This is a genomic window from Nocardiopsis sp. TRM 82005 (assembly GCF_056312425.1).
Genome location: NZ_JBWDTQ010000019.1, coordinates 85706 through 103697 on the forward strand (window position 1 = coordinate 85706; position 17992 = coordinate 103697).

Here is a 17992-nt window from a genome sequence, read left to right on the forward strand (position 1 = left end):
ACTGAGGGTCGGGGATCAGACAGGGCGTTCCTCGGGCCAGGTCAGAGCGCTGCCGGGATCGGGGAAGGGGTCTCCGAGGCGGCGGACGAGCCGGGGCGGCAGGGCGCGGAGCCGTTTGAGTTCGCCGGCGACGAGACGGGCCACCTCGATCGCGCCGTGCGCCTGGAAATGCGTGTCGTCCTCGACGCCGTCGGGGTAGTTGGGGTGTTCACCCGGTTGCGTCCACAGGAAGTGGGTCTTGGTGCCCTCCGGCCCCAGCTCGCCCCACAGGCCGAGGCTGAGCGCGGTCAGGTCAACCACGGGTACACCCTCGCGCGCGCCCAGCCCGCGCATGGCCGCCGGGTAGTCGCCGTGGGACTCGCGGGGCGTGCCCTCGGCGGTGAAGCGGCGCCGCTCCACCGAGGTGACCAGGGTCGGGTGGGCGCCGCGTTCGCGGGCGCCGTCGAGGTAGGCGCCCAACTGCCGTTGGTAGGTGCTCCACGGTTCGGTGTAGCGCTCGGGATCCTCGTCCTTGGAGTCGTTGTGCCCGAAGGAGACCAGGAGGTGGTCGCCGGGCCTGATGTCGTCGAGGAGGCCGTCCAGCAGGCCCAGGTCGGCGAAGCTCTTGGAGCTGGCGCCGGACAGTGCCCGGTTGTCCACGCTCACGCCGTGGCCGAGGAAGAGTCCGAGGGCCTGCCCCCATCCGCTGCGCGGGGCCTCACGGGCTGCGTAGGTGGAGGCGGTCGAGTCGCCCGCCACGAAGACGCGCGGGGAACGGTGGGAGGGGCCCGCCCAGGCGGGGGCGGCCCACAGGGGGAGCCCGAGGGCGGCCACGGAGGCGGTGAGGAAGCTGCGGCGGATCATGGGGGGCGGTCCCTCTCTATGGGAAGCGCTTTCCCAAAGTTCGGAGATGTTCCTGCAACCGATTGCATGACCTTCTCCAATGTGGCGCTCTCCGTCAACCCCTTGACACAGGCGTCCAAGGGCCCTTTTTCGGGTCTTCTGGGGTGATGTGGTGAGGGGAGCCTGTGTGGGTCGCCGCACTGACGGCTGGCAGACAGCAAGCGTTTGTAGTTCTGTTCCTGATGCCCCGGCTCACAGCGGCGGGCCGGTCAGCGGCCCCCGCGCTGACCGGCCCGCTTACCACCCAGGGATCCAGGTCCGTGTTCTTTGCATCATTCCGGTGCCGCCCGTCTCCCTCCACCGCCCACAAGGGAGAGCCTTCGGCTCCAGTCGCCCGCGGCGCCGGGCCGCCTCCCGCTACGCCTCCGTGCTCGTGGGGCACGACCAGGCTGGACTTCGCACACCGTCTTGCGAGAGACGGCCCGGACGGCCGCTCACTGACCCGAAAGCCTTCCGAAGAACACGCCCTAGGCACGCACCAGCGGGGTGTCCACCAGGTGCTCGGCCACGAACCACGCCTGTAGTTCGTTGGTGCGGACCACTTCCGACACCAGCAGGTCGTTCGTGCCGTCGTCTCCCAACTCCTGCGTGCGCGCGGCCGCGTCGTGGCAGTCCTCCAGGAGGGTCTCATGCGCCTCCAGGAGGCGGGAGAGCATCGCGGGCACCTCCTCGGCGCCGTTCGGTGGGCGGGGAACGTTGGTGATCTCCGCGACGTGCCTGGGGTCGCCGACGGCCACACCGCCCAGGGTCTGCACGCGCTCAGCGATGCCGTCGATCAGCGAGGTCTGCTCGTCGGCGTGCTTGTCCATCAGCAGGTGCAGCTGGTAGAAGGTCTGCCCCCGCATCAGCCAGTGGTGCTTCTTGTACAGGTCGTGCAGGATACGCGTGTCACACAGCACCTGGTTGAGCCGCTGACAGGAGTACATCCGCGTGTCGTAGGAGAGCCCGATCGGGAACTGGCGGACCGTCCCGAACTCCTGGATCTCCTCTCCGTTCTGGTGCAGCCACGGCTGGCTGCTCCTGGGCTTGGGTGCCGCTCCGGGCTTGTGGTCTGAGGTCGTCACGTCTGGTCCCCCTCCAGTCGGTGTGACTCGTGTCGCGGCTGGGAGCGCACGCCAGGGCACGCTCCGCCTGCCAGTCTCGGCTACCCACCGCCGACGGGCGCCTAACCTCGCCCCAACCGGGGGTAAGTTTCGTGTGCTTTTGCCGAGCGGGACGCGCTGGTGGCCGCTTTCGGCCACGCCGGTCAGGGTGCGATGGCGCAGGCGGTCTCCAGGAGGAATCGCTGCCAGGGCCGGTTCGGATCGTGTCCGGTCAGCTCCCGCACCCGGCGCAGCCGGTATCGCAGCGTCTGCGCGTGGACGTGCAGCGCGTCAGCGGCCGTGGTCGCCGCGCTCTCGCGGAAGTAGGCACGCAGTGTCTCCAGCAGGTGGGCGTTGCCCTTCGACAACAACGGTCCCAGTACGGTGCGGCGGACCGTCACCGAGGTGACCGGACCGCCGTTGAGCAGCGCCAGCACGCACGCGTCGGCGTCCCCCAGCAGTCCCCGGGTACCGAACGCGTGCGGCGGAGCGGTCTCCAGCGCGTCGTCGGCCAGGCGGTAGGCGGCCGACATGTCGGCCAGCGCACGCGGCGCCAACACGCACCCGCGCCAGGGGCGGCCGCCGATCACGGCGGTCACCCGATCGGCGTCGGCGGGCGACAGCAGGACCACCACCCGTCCCGAACGCGTGGTCAGCAGCGGATCGGCGCCCACCGGCTCACCCAGGCCGAGCAGCTCCGTCCCCGCCGACACCGTGGCCGGTTGCGGCGCACCGTCGGCGGGGGTTCCACAGGCTTCGGCCACCACCAGCACCGCGGGGTCGGGAGGTGTGATGCCCAGGGTCCGCGCCCGGTCGCGGATCGCCCCGCGCGAGGCCTGCCGCCCGATGAGCAGATCGTCCAGGAAGGCCCGGCGGGCCCGTTCCAGGTCGGTGTCCAGTTGGTGCACGGCTTCGGAGTGGCCCGCGGACAGGCTCTCGGAGATCTGGTCGATCGAGGTCAGCCACAGTTCGCCCAGAGCGAACACGTCGGTGGCGTCGAGCCGGCCGGCCGCGGACTCCGATACCAGCCGCACCGCCGCCACCGACCCCACCCGATGCGCCCGCACCACCGCGCCGATCGATCGACCGTCGGCCGCCCGGGAGCGTCCGATGCCCCGCAGCCGTTCCATGTCCTCCGGCGGTAGCCGGGTCGCTCCGGCCACCCACAGCTCCAGCGAACGCCTCACCAGCCACCCGGTGATCGCTCGCACCTCCACCAGTTGGGAGTCGTGCAGTGCGCGGTAGGCGGGGATCTCGGAGTGCACCTCGGCGACGATTCGCTCCACCAGCCCGGCCTGGTCCCGCGCCAGGTCAGCGCTGACCCGGGCACGCTGTTCGCGTCCCATCAGCCCCACCTCCAGCCCTGGCCCGGGCAGCCTATCGGCAGTTCCGGGCTGTGGAAGGCTGATTCTGGCGGGGTTGTGGGTTGTGGGTTGTTGGTGTGGGAGGTGACTCACGTGCACACGAGTACACAGGAATGGCTCTCTGGCACTGCGTGCTCGGGTGCTGGCGTGTGCTCTGTGCCGCTGCCCCCGGATAGCACGCCGGGGCACCGGAGGAACCGGGGCGGGGAAGTTCACTGATTCCTGGGGCAGGCGCCCCGGTCCTGGCTGCTGTTCGTGTCGAACACGGCACCGAAACGAACGCGCACCGCCAGGGGTGGGGTGGGAGTGTCCCAGGCCGGTACGCGGCGGCCGCGGCCGCTCCAGGCCCCCTACATCGCTCCCGCACCCACCGGGGTCGCCACACGCGGCCGGCTCAAGGGTCTGACCGCTCGGGATGAGACGGTGCTGCGGGCCGTGGGCGCGCACCTGGGATCGTTGGCCTCGAGGGACCTGGCGGCCCGGTGCGCCCACGGCACCGGCCACGACAGGGACTCCTGGGCCGCCCGCAAACGGGAACTGACCCCCGCCTCGTCCTCGCGGTGGGCCGGGGCGATCACCAGGGCCGCCAACGAGCAGTGGGCCCTGGTCCGGCGCGGCCACCGTGCCCGTCCGCACCGCCTCCATGCGGGCATCGACACCCTGCGGCACCGGCTGCCCCAACCTCTGGGGGACAAAGGCACCCGGCGGGCTCCGGGCGGGTACCGCACGCGGCAGGAATGGCACGCCAAGTTCCGGCGCCTGGCCGCGCTCCAGGACCGGTACGCGGCGGCAAGCGGCTGGTCCGGGCCCGGCACCACATGGACCAGGCGCAGCTGACTGAAACCGAGTGGCGCCAGCGGTGGGAGGCCACACGCTCCGTCCTGTCCGCCGATGGTGAATCGGGCAAGCGGTACGGCAACGAGACGATCCGCATCACCCCGCAAGGGGCGGGTGTCGATCAAGCTCCCCGCCCCGCTCGCGGAGCTGGCCAACGCCCCACACGGTAGGTACGTGCTCTCGTCCCGGGTGGACTTCGCCCACCGGGGCGGCGAGTGGGCCGACCGGGTGGAGGCTGATCGTGCGGTGGCCTACCGCCTCCACCTGGATACCGGCCGGGGGCGGTGGTATGTGACCGCGTCCTGGACCCGCGCCCCTGTTCCCGTCATCTCCATGGAAGCGGTCCCGGCCCGGGGGTGGCCGTGGGAGTGAGGGAACCCGCCCACTCGTCACGGAGCGTGCACACGATGCACGTGCCCGGATCGGGGAACAGCGAACGCGGGAGACCAGCGCGTCCAACACCGTTCGGGACGCGCGCGGTTCCGGGACGTGGGTCCAAGACCCACTCCTGGACACTGTTGAGGAACGGTAGGAGACAAAGAGGGGCCGCTGAGCCGGAGGCGTGGTCGGGGGCAGGCAGTGAGTCGAGTGAAGGAGCGAGGGGCACCGCGGCCGCTCCCACCCGCTGGACCGTCCTTGCCCCCGCGGGGATGTTCTTCGCCACCGTCCACTACCGGACGTGGGCGGCGAAAGCGTGCACACTGCGGCGCACCTGGGGTGACAACGAGTCCTGACGTGGCAGTATGCGACTGCGGAAGGCCGCACGCTGTGAGAGCAAGCAGGACCGTTCAGCGTTAACGGGGGATGAGAGACATGAAGCAGATGACAGTTCCAGAGCTCACTCTGAGTAATGGAGTACGCATTCCGCAACTGGGGTTCGGTGTGTGGCAGGTGCCCCCGAACGAGGTGGAGGACGCCGTCTCCACCGCGCTCGACGCGGGCTACCGCAGCATCGACACCGCGGCTGCCTACGACAACGAGCAGGGGGTCGGTGAGGCGTTGCGCCACTCGGGCCTGGAGCGCGGCGAGGTCTTCGTCACGACCAAGCTGGCCAACTCCGACCAGGGCTACGACTCCACCCTGCGGGCCTTCGACGCCAGCCTGGACCGCCTGGACCTGGAGTTCCTCGACCTGTACCTCGTTCACTGGCCGCTGCCCGGGCGCGACCAGTACGTACCCACCTGGAAGGCGCTGGAGCGCCTCTACGCCGAGGGCCGTGTCCGCGCCATCGGCGTGTCCAACTTCCAGCCGTCGCACCTGGAGCGGGTCCTGGAGGAGGGCGGAATCGCGCCCATGGTCAACCAGATCGAGCTGCACCCGCTGCTCGTCCAGGAGTCCGTGCGGGCGTTCAACGCCAGGCACGGCATCGTCACCGAGGCGTGGAGCCCTCTGGGCCACGGCAAGCTCCTGAACCACCCCACGATCACCGAGATCGCCGAGGACCACGAGCGCACGCCCGCGCAGGTGCTCCTGCGCTGGCACCTACAGCTCGACAACGTGGCGATCCCCAAGTCAGTGACGCCTGAGCGGATCCGGTCCAACTTCCAGATCTTTGACTTCGAACTCTCCGACGCGGAGATGGACCGCGTCGTCAGGCTCAACGCCGACAGCCGGTTCGGCCCCGACCCCGACGAGTTCGACGGCGTCTAGGAGGTGTCTCCCGGATGCCTCGGCATCCCTCGGCGGAGTCGGTCACCGCGAGCGTGGAGCGTTCCACGGAGAACATCCCTAGTCGCGCAGTTCCCGGCGCTTGCGGGCACCGTCCAGGACGGCGTCGATGCCGTCGCGGCGGACGCGCCCGGCATAGACGGCGCCCCCGACGAAGATGGCGGCGACCACCCCGAGCACGGCGACGAGGGCGATGACTGACAGCGAAGAAATGATCGGCATGCGCTCATCGTAGCCGCCCGTCCGGCGGGTCCCCACCAGGCCGCCGGACGGGCGGCGGGTGCGGTGCCCGCCCCCAGGGGGCGTTCCCGGACCCGCGCACAGCGTCGCGTCCACCGACGTTTCCCGTGGTGCTCTCGGTGCTCACCAGCACCACGGCCACCGTGCACACCGCCATCCCCATCAGAGCGCCCGTCCCCACCGGATCGCCGAACATCAACCAGGACCACACCAGCGTGGTGGGCGGGGTCAGGTACAGCAGCGCTGACACCCGGGTCACGTCCGTGCGGGACAAGTTGATCCAGTACAGGCCGTAGCCCCCCAGCGTCGACAGCACCACCACCCAGACCACGGCCCACCAGAACCCGGGATCGGGGGGAGGGGCCAGCGTCCCGGTGGCGGTGGCCAGTCCGGTGAACAGCACCGCGCTCACCGCGCACTGCACCGCCAGGGCCTCCCCCAGGGAGCCTCCGGGCCGCACGCGGCGCTCCAGCAGGGTCGCGGCCACCAGGGAGGTCATCGCCCCGAAAGGCAGCAGGTACCCCCACCAGGGAGCGGCACCCGGCCGCAGCAGGTCGGCGCCCACCACCATACCGACCCCGCCCAGCCCCACCACGAGGCCCACCAGCCGGCGCGGCCGCACCCGCTCACCCAGCAGCGGGACCGCCAGCGACGCCGCCACCAGCGGCTGGAGGGCGGCCACCAGCGCGTTCGTCCCGGCGGTGACGCCCACCTGCGCGGCGGCGTACACCCCGTACAGGTACCCGGCCTGTGACAGCAGCCCGAGTGCGGCATGCGCCGCCAGGTCCCGCCGAGGCATCCGCACCCCCCGCCACAGGCACCACACCGCCAGCAGTGCGGACACGACCAGGAAACGCCAGGCCAGCAGGGTCGTCGCGGGTGCGTACGCGGTACCGATCTCAGCACCGACGAAACCGGAACTCCACATCACCACCAGCCCGGCGGCGAGCAGGACGGGTAGCGGGGAGCGGGGCGGACGTGTTCTAGTGGACTCCATGCCTGGAGGTAAACATACCGGTCGGTATACTCACAATGTAGCCACCGGACGCAGCACTGTGAGCCGGAGGAGGAGAAGGAGGGTGGACACCATGGGCAGCACCGAGGCGAAACCGCTGACCCCGGCCGCGCGCCGTGTACTGGACGTGGCGACCGATCTGTTCTACACACGCGGTATCAACACCGTCGGCATGGAACTGGTCGCCGAGCGGGCCGGGGTCACCAAGAAGACCATCTACGACCGCTTCGGCTCCAAACAGCAGCTCGTCGTGCAGTACCTGCACGTCCGCGACGCCCGCTGGCGCGAGCACCTCGGGGCCTACCTGGAGCGGGCCGAGACCCCGCGCGCGGGTGTGGCCGCCACCTTCGAGGCCCTGGACGACTGGATGGCCGTGGAGAACCCGCGCGGCTGCGCCATGGTCAACGCCTACGCGGAGCTCTCCGACCCCGAGCACCCCGGCCGCGCGGTCGCCGAGGAGCAGAAGCGATGGCTGCGCGACCTCTACGCCGGCCTCGCCGCGCGGGCGGGGGCCGGCGACCCGGCCGCACTCGGCGACGCGCTGGCCATGCTGCACGAGGGGGCCGTCATCGCCCGCAACGTCACCGGGGCGGCGGACGCCGCGCGCACGGCCCGTGCCGCCGCCGACGCGCTGATGACCGCCCACGGTGCGGCCTGAGGAGCTCCGGGGCCGGGGTCAGCGCTCCGCGCGCCCACCGGATCAGCTGTAGCCGAGCCGGGACAGCTCCACTCCCGCCACCTCGTGCACGTCCCCGTACTGGTCGCGGGACAGGCGTTGGCGCCAGGAGCCCACGCCCCACGGTTGCCCGGTCAGCAGCTCCGAGGCCGACACCCGTGCCCCGGTGAACTCCCGCAGCCGCTCGGAGGTGTCCACCTCCCCGCCGTGCACGTCCTCGTAGCGCAGGGTCAGCAGCTGTTCGGCGCCGATGCAGCGGCGCAGCAGTGCTGACATGCGGACCGCGCCCCGCCACCGCATCGCGCACTTGGCGGCCGTGGACCCCTCCTTGAACGCGGTCAGGTCCGACTCCTCCTCCAGCCCGAAGAAGTGGTTGGGGAACTCGTGGTCCAGCTTCATGAAGCTCGGCTTGAGCCAGGCCAGGGAGCGCTCGTCCTCCATCATGTCCGCGATGACGTCGCGGCCGTCCCGGATGACCTGCACGAACAGTGCGTCGGGGAAGGCCGTGTGCAGGGCGGTGGCGCAGAACAGCAGGTCGGGGCTGGCGTCGCCGTAGCGGCGTACGTGTGCGCTGTGCTCGCAGGGCTCGGCGGAGATGTTGGCGGGCACGCGCGCCCGGGGGCCCGGACAGCGGGGGCAGGTCAGCGGGGTGAGCTGCCAGGCCTCGGCGTAGGCCTCGCGCAGCAGGCTCGCCGTCCCCGCGACTTTCTCCAGAGCGAGGGAGGGGCGCCTGGCCACGGCGTAGACCGCGTTGAGCACGCCCGAGGAACCCGCGCCGAGATGGAGTCCGGGCACACGGGACAGGGCACGGGAGATCTCGGTGACCCCGGAGTGGGGCGCGCCCAGCACGAACACCGGACGCTGGACCTTGGTCCCGTTGACCACGAGAAGGTAGGACGGCTGCTTCATGATTGTGTTGATTTTTGCACCCTTTGCCCGTCTCGTGTGCATCGGCTAGGGGATTTCGCCTTCGCACGCCACGCTCCCCGAGGCTACGGTGTCCCGACGGGTGGAAACTCGCTTTTGGGGCCAAAGATGGGGAAAGCGGTCCACCAGTCGCTGTAAGAATGGGATCATGGCCTTGATCACCACCGATTCCGCGCCCTTCGTCGACCCAGAGGACTTCGAGAGGGCCGCTGACCTACTGGCGTCCGCCGGACGTGTCACGGTGCTCACCGGGGCGGGCGTGTCCACCGACTCCGGGATCCCCGACTTCCGCGGCCCGCGGGGTCTGTGGACGACCAACCCGGGCGCGCAGGCCCTGTCGGACATCGACACCTACATGGGCGACGTGAACGTGCGCCGTGAGGTGTGGACGCAGCGCCGCGCCCACCAGAGGTGGCGGGTCCGGCCCAACGGTGCGCACCGGGCCTTCGCCGACCTGGAGGCCACGGGACGGCTGCGGGCGCTGATCACCCAGAACATCGACGGCCTGCACCAGTTGGGCGGGGTGCCGGACGACAGGGTCGTCGAGGTGCACGGCACCGTGCTGCGGGTCGTGTGCATGGCGTGCGGCCTGCGCACGCCCAGCGAGGAGGTGCTGGCCCGCCTGGACGAGGAGTCCGACCCCCGGTGCGTGGAGTGCGGGGGCATCCAGAAGTCGGACACCGTCTCCTTCGGCCAGCGGCTCGACGCGGACGTGGTCGACGAAGCCACGCGGGCCGCCCGCGAGTGCGACGTGTTCCTGGCCGTGGGCACCTCGCTGACCGTGCATCCGGTGGCGGGACTGTGCGACGTGGCCATGATGGCCGGGGCCGGCCTGGTCATCGTCAACGCCGAGCCCACGCCCTACGACGACTTCGCCAGCGCCGTGGTCCGCGACCCCATCGGCCGGGCCGTCCCGGCCCTGGTGGAGCGGGTGCGCTGAACGGCGGTGTCGCCGGTCCGGCCCGGGGACCCCAGCACGCGGCGATCCCGTACTTGCGGCGGGGCCCGGCGCGCCGGCCCCCGCTCTGAGTACGGGACCGACGTCGACGCACCGCACACCTAGTGGTCCCGGCCGCCGCTGCCGTAGGAGTTCATGACGGGGTCCTCCTGCCGGTGGGCCGCCACGCGGTCGGTGGGCAGGGACCGGGCCATTCTGGCCTGGCCGTCCAGGAGGCGGCGCACGTGGACCACGATCCCGTCCTCCTGCCTGAGGTCCTCCGGCAGGGAGCGCAGAACCGGTTCGATCCTCTCTGCGCTGAGCTGGTCGCCCACCACCACGTCCCCCAGGTGGAAGAGGTAGTTCCGCACCAGTTCCCCCAGTTCCTCGCACACGGCCCTCAGCGAGGGCTCGGCGCCGGACATGCGCAGGTCCTCCGAGGCCTGTCTCAGCACCAGGAGCTCCAGGCGTCCCAAGGTCCGGGAGGAGAGCAGCCTGCGGTAGCTGTCCAGACGCCCCTCGGGATCGTGGTGCACGGGTTCCAGGCGCAGCCGCAGGACCTCGTGCGGTTCGGTCCAGGGCCTGCCGCCGCCGTCGTCGTGGCCGATGTCCTGGTACCAGGTCGCCAGGTCGTCGGAGACGTGGCGCAGGTAGGGGAGCAGGGCCAGGGAGAAGCGCCCGGCCGTCCCGTTGACCCGCATGGCCATCGAGCGCAGCAGGCGGGAGGTCGTCGACTCGTACGGCACGGTGATCTCGTACGGATCGATCACGTCCGGTCCGGTGTCCATGTTCGACCGGAGCTCGAAACCGATGCTCTCCCCGACGTTGACGGGTGAGGCGTCCTCCCGCCCGATGACGGTGACCGGACCGTCCTCGTCCCATCCGTCCAGGTGGCGGACGCGGAGCGTGCTCATGATGCTGAACCACTCCGCCCCGGGCAGCGTGCGCCACAGCGTGGACGTGCTCTGAAGGGCCTGGTCGGGCTCGTGGGCGTCGGGGAAGAGCTCGCGGACGTCGACCGGTTCCTCGCGGACCAGGGCCAACAGGATCATGAGGTTGCTGGTGTAGTTGGCCTCGCGGCGGGTCAGCGGGAGGCGCGTGGGCTCGTAGGCGGTGTAGGAGCGGTTGGGTGCGGGGAAGGGCGCCTCCTGGAACAGCTCCACGAGCAGGTCCGCGTAGTCCTCGCGGGCCGAGGGCTCCTCGGCGATCCGGCGCTCCAGGAGCTCGGCGAGGAAGTCCACGACCTTCTCCCGGCCCGCGTAGCTGGCGAAGGAGGACAGGGCGTACAGCTCTCCGTCATCGACGCGGGTGGTGCGGCCCCGGCGCCTGGAGGAGCGGTGGCGGGACTCGTCCAGGTCCTCCAGAGCCGCGGTCACGGCCCGGGCCACCAGGTACTCGCTGAAGGTGGCGTGCAGGAACTCGAACACGCTCGCGGTGCCGTCGCGCACCTGGGCCCGGGCCTCGTGGACGAAGAAGAACCTGCCCAGGACCTGGTGGGCCGGGGCGATCCGGCCGTGCAGGTCCGCCTCCGGGGCGTGCACGGCCGCGTCCGGCATGAGGGCCGCGAGGTCCCGGTCCAGCTCGTCCGTGCCCACACTCTGCTTGCGCCGGGTGAACATCGCCAGGGCCGCGACCTCCAGACGGCGCAGCTCCTCCTCGACCGCGTCCTCGAAGCCGACCCTGCCCAGCCCGGAGCGGTGCTTGTCCACCTCGCGGCTGGCGAACATGGTGAGCAGCCGCTCGTACAGCTCCCCGTGAGTCAGTGCCTGGGAGGCGCGACGCAGTCCGTTGTCCCCGGCGTCGTAGATGAGCAGCATCAGCAGCAGCAGGGGCTGCTCGGCCAGATCGCGGTACCGCACCAGGACGTCGGTGGTCAGCGGCTCCAGGCCCCTGGCCGCGAACGCGCGCGCGTTGGTCCTGTTCCACACCGCCAGCATCCGCCCGATCTGCTCATCGCTGAAGGGCTCCAGCCGGATCACCGCGGTGCCGTTCGGGAACCGGGTGCGGTCCGCCACGACCGTGCGGCTGGTGACGATGACGACCACGGGCTGCCCGAGCGCCTCCTGCCGGTACTGGAACTCCTGGACCCGCTCCAGGTAGTCGGAGCGGTCCACACCCGTGGCCTGGAGCAGTTCGTCGAAGCCGTCCATGATGATGACGGGCAGCGCGCCGTCCGCCGACTCGGCGAGCTCCCGCCAGGACACCTGGGTGTGGAGCGCGGCGGCCAGCCCCTCCTCGATCTGGAGGTGGATGGGGGAGTTGGGCCGCACCGAGCGCAGCTCCACACGGATCGGCAGGAAGTCGGACGCCGGGAGCTGGGCCGCCAACATCTCGGTGAACTTGGACTTGCCCGCGCCCGGGTGCCCGAGGACGACGGTGGGGCACCCGGTGGTCTCGGGGTGGAGCAGATGGGCGGCGATGAACGGCTGGAGGTCGTTCAGCGTGGGCTGCTGCTGCCACCACTCCTCCACGGAGGGGGCGCCCCTCGAGTCGTAGACCGTCGCCACACGTCCGCGCGGAGGGATGTAGGCCTCCTCCAGCGTGGGCAGGGCGAGCCCCCGCGGCGCGTCGTCCGAGCGCAGTACGGGCTGGCGCAGCACCGCTTGGTAGGAGGCGCAGAGCTCCTGCCTGCGCCTGTCCACCGGGCGGCGGGAGCCGATCTCCTCCAGGCGGCGGTGCAGTTCGCCGAGTCCGTGGGTGAGGACTCCGCGCGTGCGGTCGTGTTCGCCCAGATGCACCCACATGCCGAACTCCGGGACCTCGGCGGCGAGGCGGCGCAGGTTCTCGGCCAACCGCTGTCCGGCGTCCGGAGGAACCTCGTCGATCAGCCGTTCCATGAGGGGATGGTCATGGTCCACGCCGTGCGCCACGGCCTCGGGGTGGTTGGCCAGGATGTCGCTGAAGGCTCCGATGAGCGTCGGGAAGACCTGCGTGACCTCCCAGGGGGACCCCTCCGCCTCCTCCTCGCGTACCTCGGCCGGCGAGGGGAGCGCGCCCAGGCCCTGGAGCGCCGAGTCGAAGTACGCGAACGGTTCGGCGTCGGTGAGCTTGAGAGTGTCCGGGGTGAAGGGCGCCTCGGCTCGAGCGAGGCACTCCTCGACCGCCTCGGAGAAGGAGATGAGGACCAGGATCTTGTAGGCCGCCTCGATCCTCTCCGTTCGGGACAGGCGGCTCTGCCCCCTGAGCTTGCCCCGGATCCCCTCGATGGCCTGGCGGCCCTTGCTCACCAGCATCCCCCGCACACCGAAGAGGTCCGGCACCCCCACCAGCCCCAGGCCGCCGTCCGTCAGTTTCTCGGCGAGGTCCAGCACCTCCGAGTCGTTCTGGCCGAGGATCTTGAGAGCGTCCGCGTAGGTGAGTCGCTTCGCCATGGGGATGGACTGCCTTTCCGGTTTCAGGGGGTGGAAACACGGCCGGACCCGGCACGGGGACAGTGCCGAGTCCGCAGGTCAACAGGGTTTCGAGGCTTGTGGAGCGTGTTCGGAGCCCGGCGCCCGAACCGGTTAGGGCAGCTCCCAGTTCACCAGTTCCGAGTTCTGCTCCTTCAGGAGTTCGTTCGTCCGGCTGAACGGCTTGGACCCGAAGAACCCGTTCTTGGCCGACAGCGGGCTCGGGTGCGCGGACTCCACGCACGGCACCCCCGGCATCAACGGGCGCAGGTTGCGGGCGTCGCGCCCCCACAGGATCCCCACCATCGGCTTGTCCCGCCCGGCGAGTGCCCGGATGGCCTGCTCGGTGATGGTCTCCCAGCCCTTGCCGCGGTGCGATCCGGCCTTGCCCGGGGCCACCGTCAGGACCCTGTTGAGCAGCAGTACGCCCTGATCGGTCCACGGTGTCAGATCGCCGTTGGAGGGCATGGGCACCCCGAGGTCGTCGACCATCTCCTTGTAGATGTTGCGCAGGCTCGCGGGCAGGCGCACGTCCGGGGCGACCGAGAAGCTCAGGCCCACCGCGTTGCCCGGGGTCGGGTATGGGTCCTGGCCCACGATGAGCACGCGCACGTCCTCGAAGGGCTGTTGGAAGGCCCGCAGGACGTTCTCTCCGGCTGGCAGGTAGGTGCGGCCCTCGGCGACCTCCTGGCGGAGGAAGTCGCCCATCGCGGCGATCTGCGGTGCGACCGGTTCCAGAGCCTCGGCCCAGCCGGCTTCCATGATTTCTTTCAGGTCCTTCGGCATGGCCAGAACACTAGCGCCATGGAGCGACATCCACGGACGCTTCGGGGCTTCGGACCGCCCCGGACCGCGCACGGCCCGGCTACCCGCGGGCGCGGTCCTGCCACTGACGCAGGTGGGCGCGGACGCGCTCGGTCGCGGCGCTCTGCGCGCCGTGCACACGCGTGTGGTGGGCGAGCAGGGCGTGGTAGCGGCGCGCCGCCTCGGCGGGCCGGCCCGAGTGGCCCAGGTAGGCGGCCAGGTAGTGACGGGCCCGCAGCGTGGACGGGTCGTCCTCGCCCAGCACCCGCGTCAGGTCCGGCACCAGCTCCTCCAGCAACTTCACCGACCGTTCCGGCTCGCCCGCCTCACCGGTCTCGAACGCCAGGTACAGCCGGGTGGTCAGCACCCGTCCGGAGTCCGGTCCGTGCAGGGCCACCAGGTCGGGCACCAGGTCCCCGTGCACACGTGCGGCCAGCGCGTGGTCGCCCGCACGGCCCGCGTTCGTGGCCAGGTAGTAGCGCACGGTCAACGCCTCGGGATGCCGCGCCCCGTGGACGCGCACCAGATCGGCCAGCAGCACGTCCAGCCGTTCCACGGCACGCCGGGGCTCCCCGCTCTTCCCCGTCAGGTAGGCCTCCCTGCGGCGCGCCCGCAGCGTGTCCGGGTGCTCGGGCCCGAGCGTGGCCCGCAGCCGGGGCAGCAGCGCGCGCAGTTCCCGGACCGCCGCGGCGAACTGCCCCGCGTCGGCCGTGTCCTGGGCACCGTCCATCAGGGCGAGCAGCCGCCCGGGGTCCTCCGGCACGACCGTTTCGGGACGGGTGGTGGCCACCCGGGTGTAGGGGCGCGTCGCGGGGACGGGCGAGGGAGCGCTGGCATGCGGCGCGGACCGGGGACGTGAGGGACGGACGGGGGCGGAGGGCAGGAAGGGCGACAGCCGGTCACGCACCTCCTCGGCGCTCGCGGGCCGCTCCTCGGCACGCTTGGCCAGCATCGAACCCACCAGTTCCGACAGCGGGCCGGGCACCTCCGGGCGCAGCTCCACGGCGGGGCGCGGAACCTCGACCAGGTGTTGGCGCAGCACCGCCAGCGAGTCCTTGGAGGTGAACGGCGGTCGCCCGGTCAGCAGTTGGTACAGGATCGCGCCCAGCGAGTACAGGTCGCCCGCGCGTCCCACCTGCTCGCCGCGCACCTGCTCGGGCGACATGTACAGGGGTGTGCCGATCACCTGGCCGGTCTGGGTGATGCGGCGGCTCTGCGTGGCCGCGGTGAGCGCGGCTATCCCGAAGTCGAGCACCTTCACCGTGCCGCCCCCGGCGCCCTCCTCGACCACCATCAGGTTGCCCGGCTTGACGTCGCGGTGCACGATCCCCGCCGCGTGCGCGGCGCCCAGCCCGGACGCGGCCTGGGAGACCAGGGCGGCTGCGCGCGGCACCGGCATCGGCCCGCTCGCGCGCAACACGGCCGTCAGCGGCCGCCCCGCCACCAGCTCCATCACCGCGTACACCGGCCCCGGGCCGCCGTGGGCCTCCTCGTGTCCGAAGTCGTGCAGGATCACCACGTTGGGGTGGCCCGCCAGACGGGCGGTGAGCCGCGCCTCACGGCGGAAGCGGGCGGCCACCTCCTCCGAGCCGGTACGGCCCGACCTGATCAGCTTGACCGCCACGGGACGGTCCAGGAGCTCGTCCACCGCCCGCCAGACCTCGCCCATACCGCCCCTGCCCAGCTGGGACAGCAGGCGGTAGCGGCCACCCAGCACCCGTTCCTCGGCCACCGAAGCCCCTCACCGTCAGCGTCCGCGTTCGCGGCCGACCTTGGCCGCTGTCGGCCGTTACGGTCGTACCGGGCGTAAGGGTACAGCCGTCCGCGTTAGTGTGGTCTTCCGCCCGAGGACCGAAACCCCCGAGTCCCGGGCCTTCGACCCCCGTCCCCCGTGTGGAAACGAGCGTCAGAGCTGTGAGCCTGAATCTCTACGTCGGTCCGGACTCCCAACCGGACAAGTACCGTCTCGTCCGATCCGTGGGGCGTGGTGGAGAGGCCACGCTCTACCTGGCCGAAGTGAGCCTGGCCGGACAGACCGAGCCGGTCGTGGTGAAGGTCCTCAACTCCGACGTGACCGCGAACGAGGAGCAGTTCGCCGAACTGAGCGCGAAGTGGGGAGAGCAGGCCGAGCTGCTGCGCTTCATCAACCGGCTCGGCGTGGTCGGCATCCGCGAGCACTTCGAGGGGGTGCCCGAGCACCCGGCAGACGGCGCGGGTGAGTACACCGACCGCGCCCTGTACCTGGTCATGAACTACGTGCAGGGCGTGGACCTGCGTGACTGGCGGGCCGAGCACGCCGTGGAGGGGCCGCGCGGCCAGCGCGAGGTGCTGCGCTACCTGGAGCAGATCGCGCTGGTGCTGGACATGCTGCACTCGGGACGGGCCACCCCCTCCAAGCGTGTGGTGGTGCACGGCGACCTGTCGCCCGGCAACATCATGATCAGCGACGAGGGCCAGGCCACGCTGGTCGACTTCGGGCTCAGCCGGATCGCGGCCCGCCACATGACCGCCCGGCCCTGGTTCACCCCCGGCTACGCGGCTCCGGAGATCTTCAACGGCGAGTACTCGGCGGCGACCGACCGCTACGCCTTCGGGGCCATCGCCTTCTTCGCCCTGACCGGCGAGGACCCGCCGCCCGCGCCCGAGCAGCTGCGCGAACGCTTCGGCGCGCTGTCACTGGTGGCCAGCGCCGGCGAGCGCCAGCGGGAGCTGGTCATGTCCATGTTCTCCGCCGAGCCGGGTGAGCGCCCCGAGTCCTCGGACTGGATCCGGGCACTGCGCTCCCTGGCCACGTCGGTGCCCTGGACGGGGCCCATGTCCGAACCGGGCGGTGCCGTCCTAGCGGCGGCTGCGGCCGAGGGGCCCGAACCCTCCGCGCCGCCTCCCCTGGGCGACCGGGTGTCCGGTCCGCCGCCGGAGAGCGCACCGGCGGCGGAGGCACCCGTGCAGGAGGGGCGCCTGCCCGGTGAACCCGCAGACGGTTCGGGACACGACGCTTCTCAGGGACAGGGCGGCCAGGCCCCCTCCGCGGGGTACCCGGACGCGGACGCCCAGAACATGCCTCCCCGCCCGGTCGGCGGGATGCGTGGTCAGCCGGGCCAGGCGGTGACGCCACCCACCAGCGGCCCCCGGGACGCACAGCCGGGGCAGCCCGGGCCCGGACCGGACGGAGCCCATCCGGGTGCTCCGCCCCCCGGACAGCAGCCCCAGGCGCCGTACCGGGGAGCGCCTCCGCCGAGCCCGGCCCCCCAGCAGCCGCCGGCGCCCGGTGCTCCGGGGCCCGCCGCCGCGCACTCCGGCCCGGTCCACCCCGGCCGCCTCCCGCACACCGGCCCGCAACCCGGCTGGAACGGCCCCTCCCAGCCCAACGCCACCGGGGCCCTCCCGCACACGGACGCGCGAGCCCACGCGTTCCCGGAGGCGGAGAAGCCCAAGAAGCGCAGATCACGCAAGCCCGTGCTCATCGGGCTGGCGATCTTCGGTGTGCTGTGCGTGATCGGCGGAGCGGCGGGCACCTACACGGTCATGGACCGCCTCCAGTCGACCACCGTCACCGCCGATGATCCGGATCCGGATCCGGCCGCGGCGGGGCAGGGACCGGCCGCCGACGTCTCCCCGGAGCCCTCGGAGAGCCCCGTCCGGGGCTCCGCCTCCGAAGAGCAGGAGGAACCCCCCGAGCCCGAGGAGGGGGCCTCCGAGGTACCCGCCTCGCCCGAGGACACCGAGTCGGAGACCACCCTGCTGACCCAGATGGAGGTCGTCGACGAGGAGTCCATGAACTACTGGCGTCCCGAGACGGGCCGCGCGGAGCTCGACGGCGAGGCTTACAGCCGCGCCATCGTCTCCGGCTTCTGCGCCGACCACAGTTCCAAGTGCACGGGCTGGATCGACTACAACCTCGGCCGCGACTGGACGACGTTCACCTCCACCATCGGTGTCGACGACACCTCCAACGCCGGTGCCACCACCACGTTCACCGTGTACGTGGACGGCGAGGCCAAGGCCACCGAGACCCTGCGCCTGGGCGAGATGATGGACATCGAGGTCGACGTCTCCGACGCCCTGCGCCTGCGCCTGGAGGTGGAGAGCGACGGCAAGGGCATCTATCCGGTCTGGGCCGATCCCACACTCAGCAAGGGTTGAGCCCGGCGGTACGGGCGATGGGACGCCC

At 71.5% G+C, this 17992-nt stretch carries 15 protein-coding genes; 6 read left to right on the top strand and 9 right to left on the bottom strand.

Going from position 1 to position 17992, the window contains the following annotated elements:
* Positions 1-15: 15 nt before the first annotated feature.
* The 3 genes from AC0T5L_RS16015 to AC0T5L_RS16025 all read right to left on the bottom strand — a co-directional run bounded on the left by AC0T5L_RS16015 (position 16) and on the right by AC0T5L_RS16025 (position 3310).
* Positions 16-843, bottom strand: coding sequence for a rhamnogalacturonan acetylesterase (locus AC0T5L_RS16015; protein ID WP_476166285.1), 828 nt, complete (start codon positions 841-843; stop codon positions 16-18).
* 506 nt (positions 844-1349) lie between these two features.
* Positions 1350-1946, bottom strand: coding sequence for a Dps family protein (locus tag AC0T5L_RS16020; protein WP_476166286.1), 597 nt, complete (start codon positions 1944-1946; stop codon positions 1350-1352).
* A 182-nt stretch (positions 1947-2128) separates the two neighbouring features.
* The gene (locus AC0T5L_RS16025) at positions 2129-3310 is read right to left on the bottom strand and encodes a PucR family transcriptional regulator (protein WP_476166287.1); all 1182 of its coding nucleotides are present in this window, start codon (positions 3308-3310) and stop codon (positions 2129-2131) included.
* Positions 3311-3628: 318 nt separating this feature from the next.
* On the opposite strand from AC0T5L_RS16025, the gene AC0T5L_RS16030 reads away from it, so the two are divergent.
* From AC0T5L_RS16030 to AC0T5L_RS16040, 3 genes are all read left to right on the top strand, one after another.
* Entirely contained in the window at positions 3629-4165 is a 537-nt protein-coding gene (locus AC0T5L_RS16030; RefSeq protein WP_476166288.1) for a hypothetical protein, read from the top strand.
* Positions 4166-4279: 114 nt separating this feature from the next.
* Entirely contained in the window at positions 4280-4537 is a 258-nt protein-coding gene (locus tag AC0T5L_RS16035) for a hypothetical protein (protein WP_476166289.1), read from the top strand.
* Between the two features lie 450 nt (positions 4538-4987).
* The gene (locus AC0T5L_RS16040; protein WP_476166360.1) at positions 4988-5815 is read left to right on the top strand and encodes an aldo/keto reductase; all 828 of its coding nucleotides are present in this window, start codon (positions 4988-4990) and stop codon (positions 5813-5815) included.
* Positions 5816-5893: 78 nt separating this feature from the next.
* Here AC0T5L_RS16040 and AC0T5L_RS16045 read toward each other — a convergent pair whose 3' ends face one another.
* A complete protein-coding gene (locus tag AC0T5L_RS16045; RefSeq protein WP_476166290.1) occupies positions 5894-6055 on the bottom strand; it encodes a hypothetical protein in 162 nt (53 codons plus the stop codon).
* Positions 6056-6059: 4 nt separating this feature from the next.
* Positions 6060-7070, bottom strand: a complete 1011-nt coding sequence (locus AC0T5L_RS16050) for a DMT family transporter (RefSeq protein WP_476166291.1) — start codon at positions 7068-7070, stop codon at positions 6060-6062.
* 91 nt (positions 7071-7161) lie between these two features.
* Between AC0T5L_RS16050 and AC0T5L_RS16055 the strand changes: the two genes are divergently transcribed.
* Entirely contained in the window at positions 7162-7746 is a 585-nt protein-coding gene (locus AC0T5L_RS16055) for a TetR/AcrR family transcriptional regulator (RefSeq protein ID WP_476166292.1), read from the top strand.
* A 42-nt stretch (positions 7747-7788) separates the two neighbouring features.
* Here AC0T5L_RS16055 and AC0T5L_RS16060 read toward each other — a convergent pair whose 3' ends face one another.
* On the bottom strand, positions 7789-8673 hold the full coding sequence (locus AC0T5L_RS16060; protein ID WP_476166293.1) for a sulfotransferase family protein: 885 nt from the start codon (positions 8671-8673) through the stop codon (positions 7789-7791).
* 166 nt (positions 8674-8839) lie between these two features.
* On the opposite strand from AC0T5L_RS16060, the gene AC0T5L_RS16065 reads away from it, so the two are divergent.
* Positions 8840-9631 (top strand): SIR2 family NAD-dependent protein deacylase, encoded by a 792-nt coding sequence (locus AC0T5L_RS16065; protein WP_476166294.1) that lies wholly within the window; start codon positions 8840-8842, stop codon positions 9629-9631.
* 119 nt (positions 9632-9750) lie between these two features.
* Here the strand turns inward: AC0T5L_RS16065 and AC0T5L_RS16070 are convergent, their stop codons facing one another.
* The 3 genes from AC0T5L_RS16070 to AC0T5L_RS16080 all read right to left on the bottom strand — a co-directional run bounded on the left by AC0T5L_RS16070 (position 9751) and on the right by AC0T5L_RS16080 (position 15553).
* Positions 9751-12999: an NACHT domain-containing protein gene (locus tag AC0T5L_RS16070; RefSeq protein WP_476166295.1), complete on the bottom strand. Its 3249-nt coding sequence runs from the start codon at positions 12997-12999 to the stop codon at positions 9751-9753.
* 132 nt (positions 13000-13131) lie between these two features.
* Positions 13132-13803 (bottom strand): uracil-DNA glycosylase, encoded by a 672-nt coding sequence (locus AC0T5L_RS16075; RefSeq protein WP_476166296.1) that lies wholly within the window; start codon positions 13801-13803, stop codon positions 13132-13134.
* Positions 13804-13882: 79 nt separating this feature from the next.
* Complete coding sequence (locus tag AC0T5L_RS16080; RefSeq protein ID WP_476166297.1) at positions 13883-15553, bottom strand: serine/threonine-protein kinase; 1671 nt, start codon at positions 15551-15553, stop codon at positions 13883-13885.
* 182 nt (positions 15554-15735) lie between these two features.
* On the opposite strand from AC0T5L_RS16080, the gene AC0T5L_RS16085 reads away from it, so the two are divergent.
* Positions 15736-17964 carry a protein kinase domain-containing protein gene (locus AC0T5L_RS16085; RefSeq protein ID WP_476166298.1) on the top strand — a complete coding sequence of 743 codons (2229 nt, stop codon included), beginning with the start codon at positions 15736-15738 and terminating at the stop codon, positions 17962-17964.
* The last annotated feature ends 28 nt before the right edge of the window (positions 17965-17992 follow it).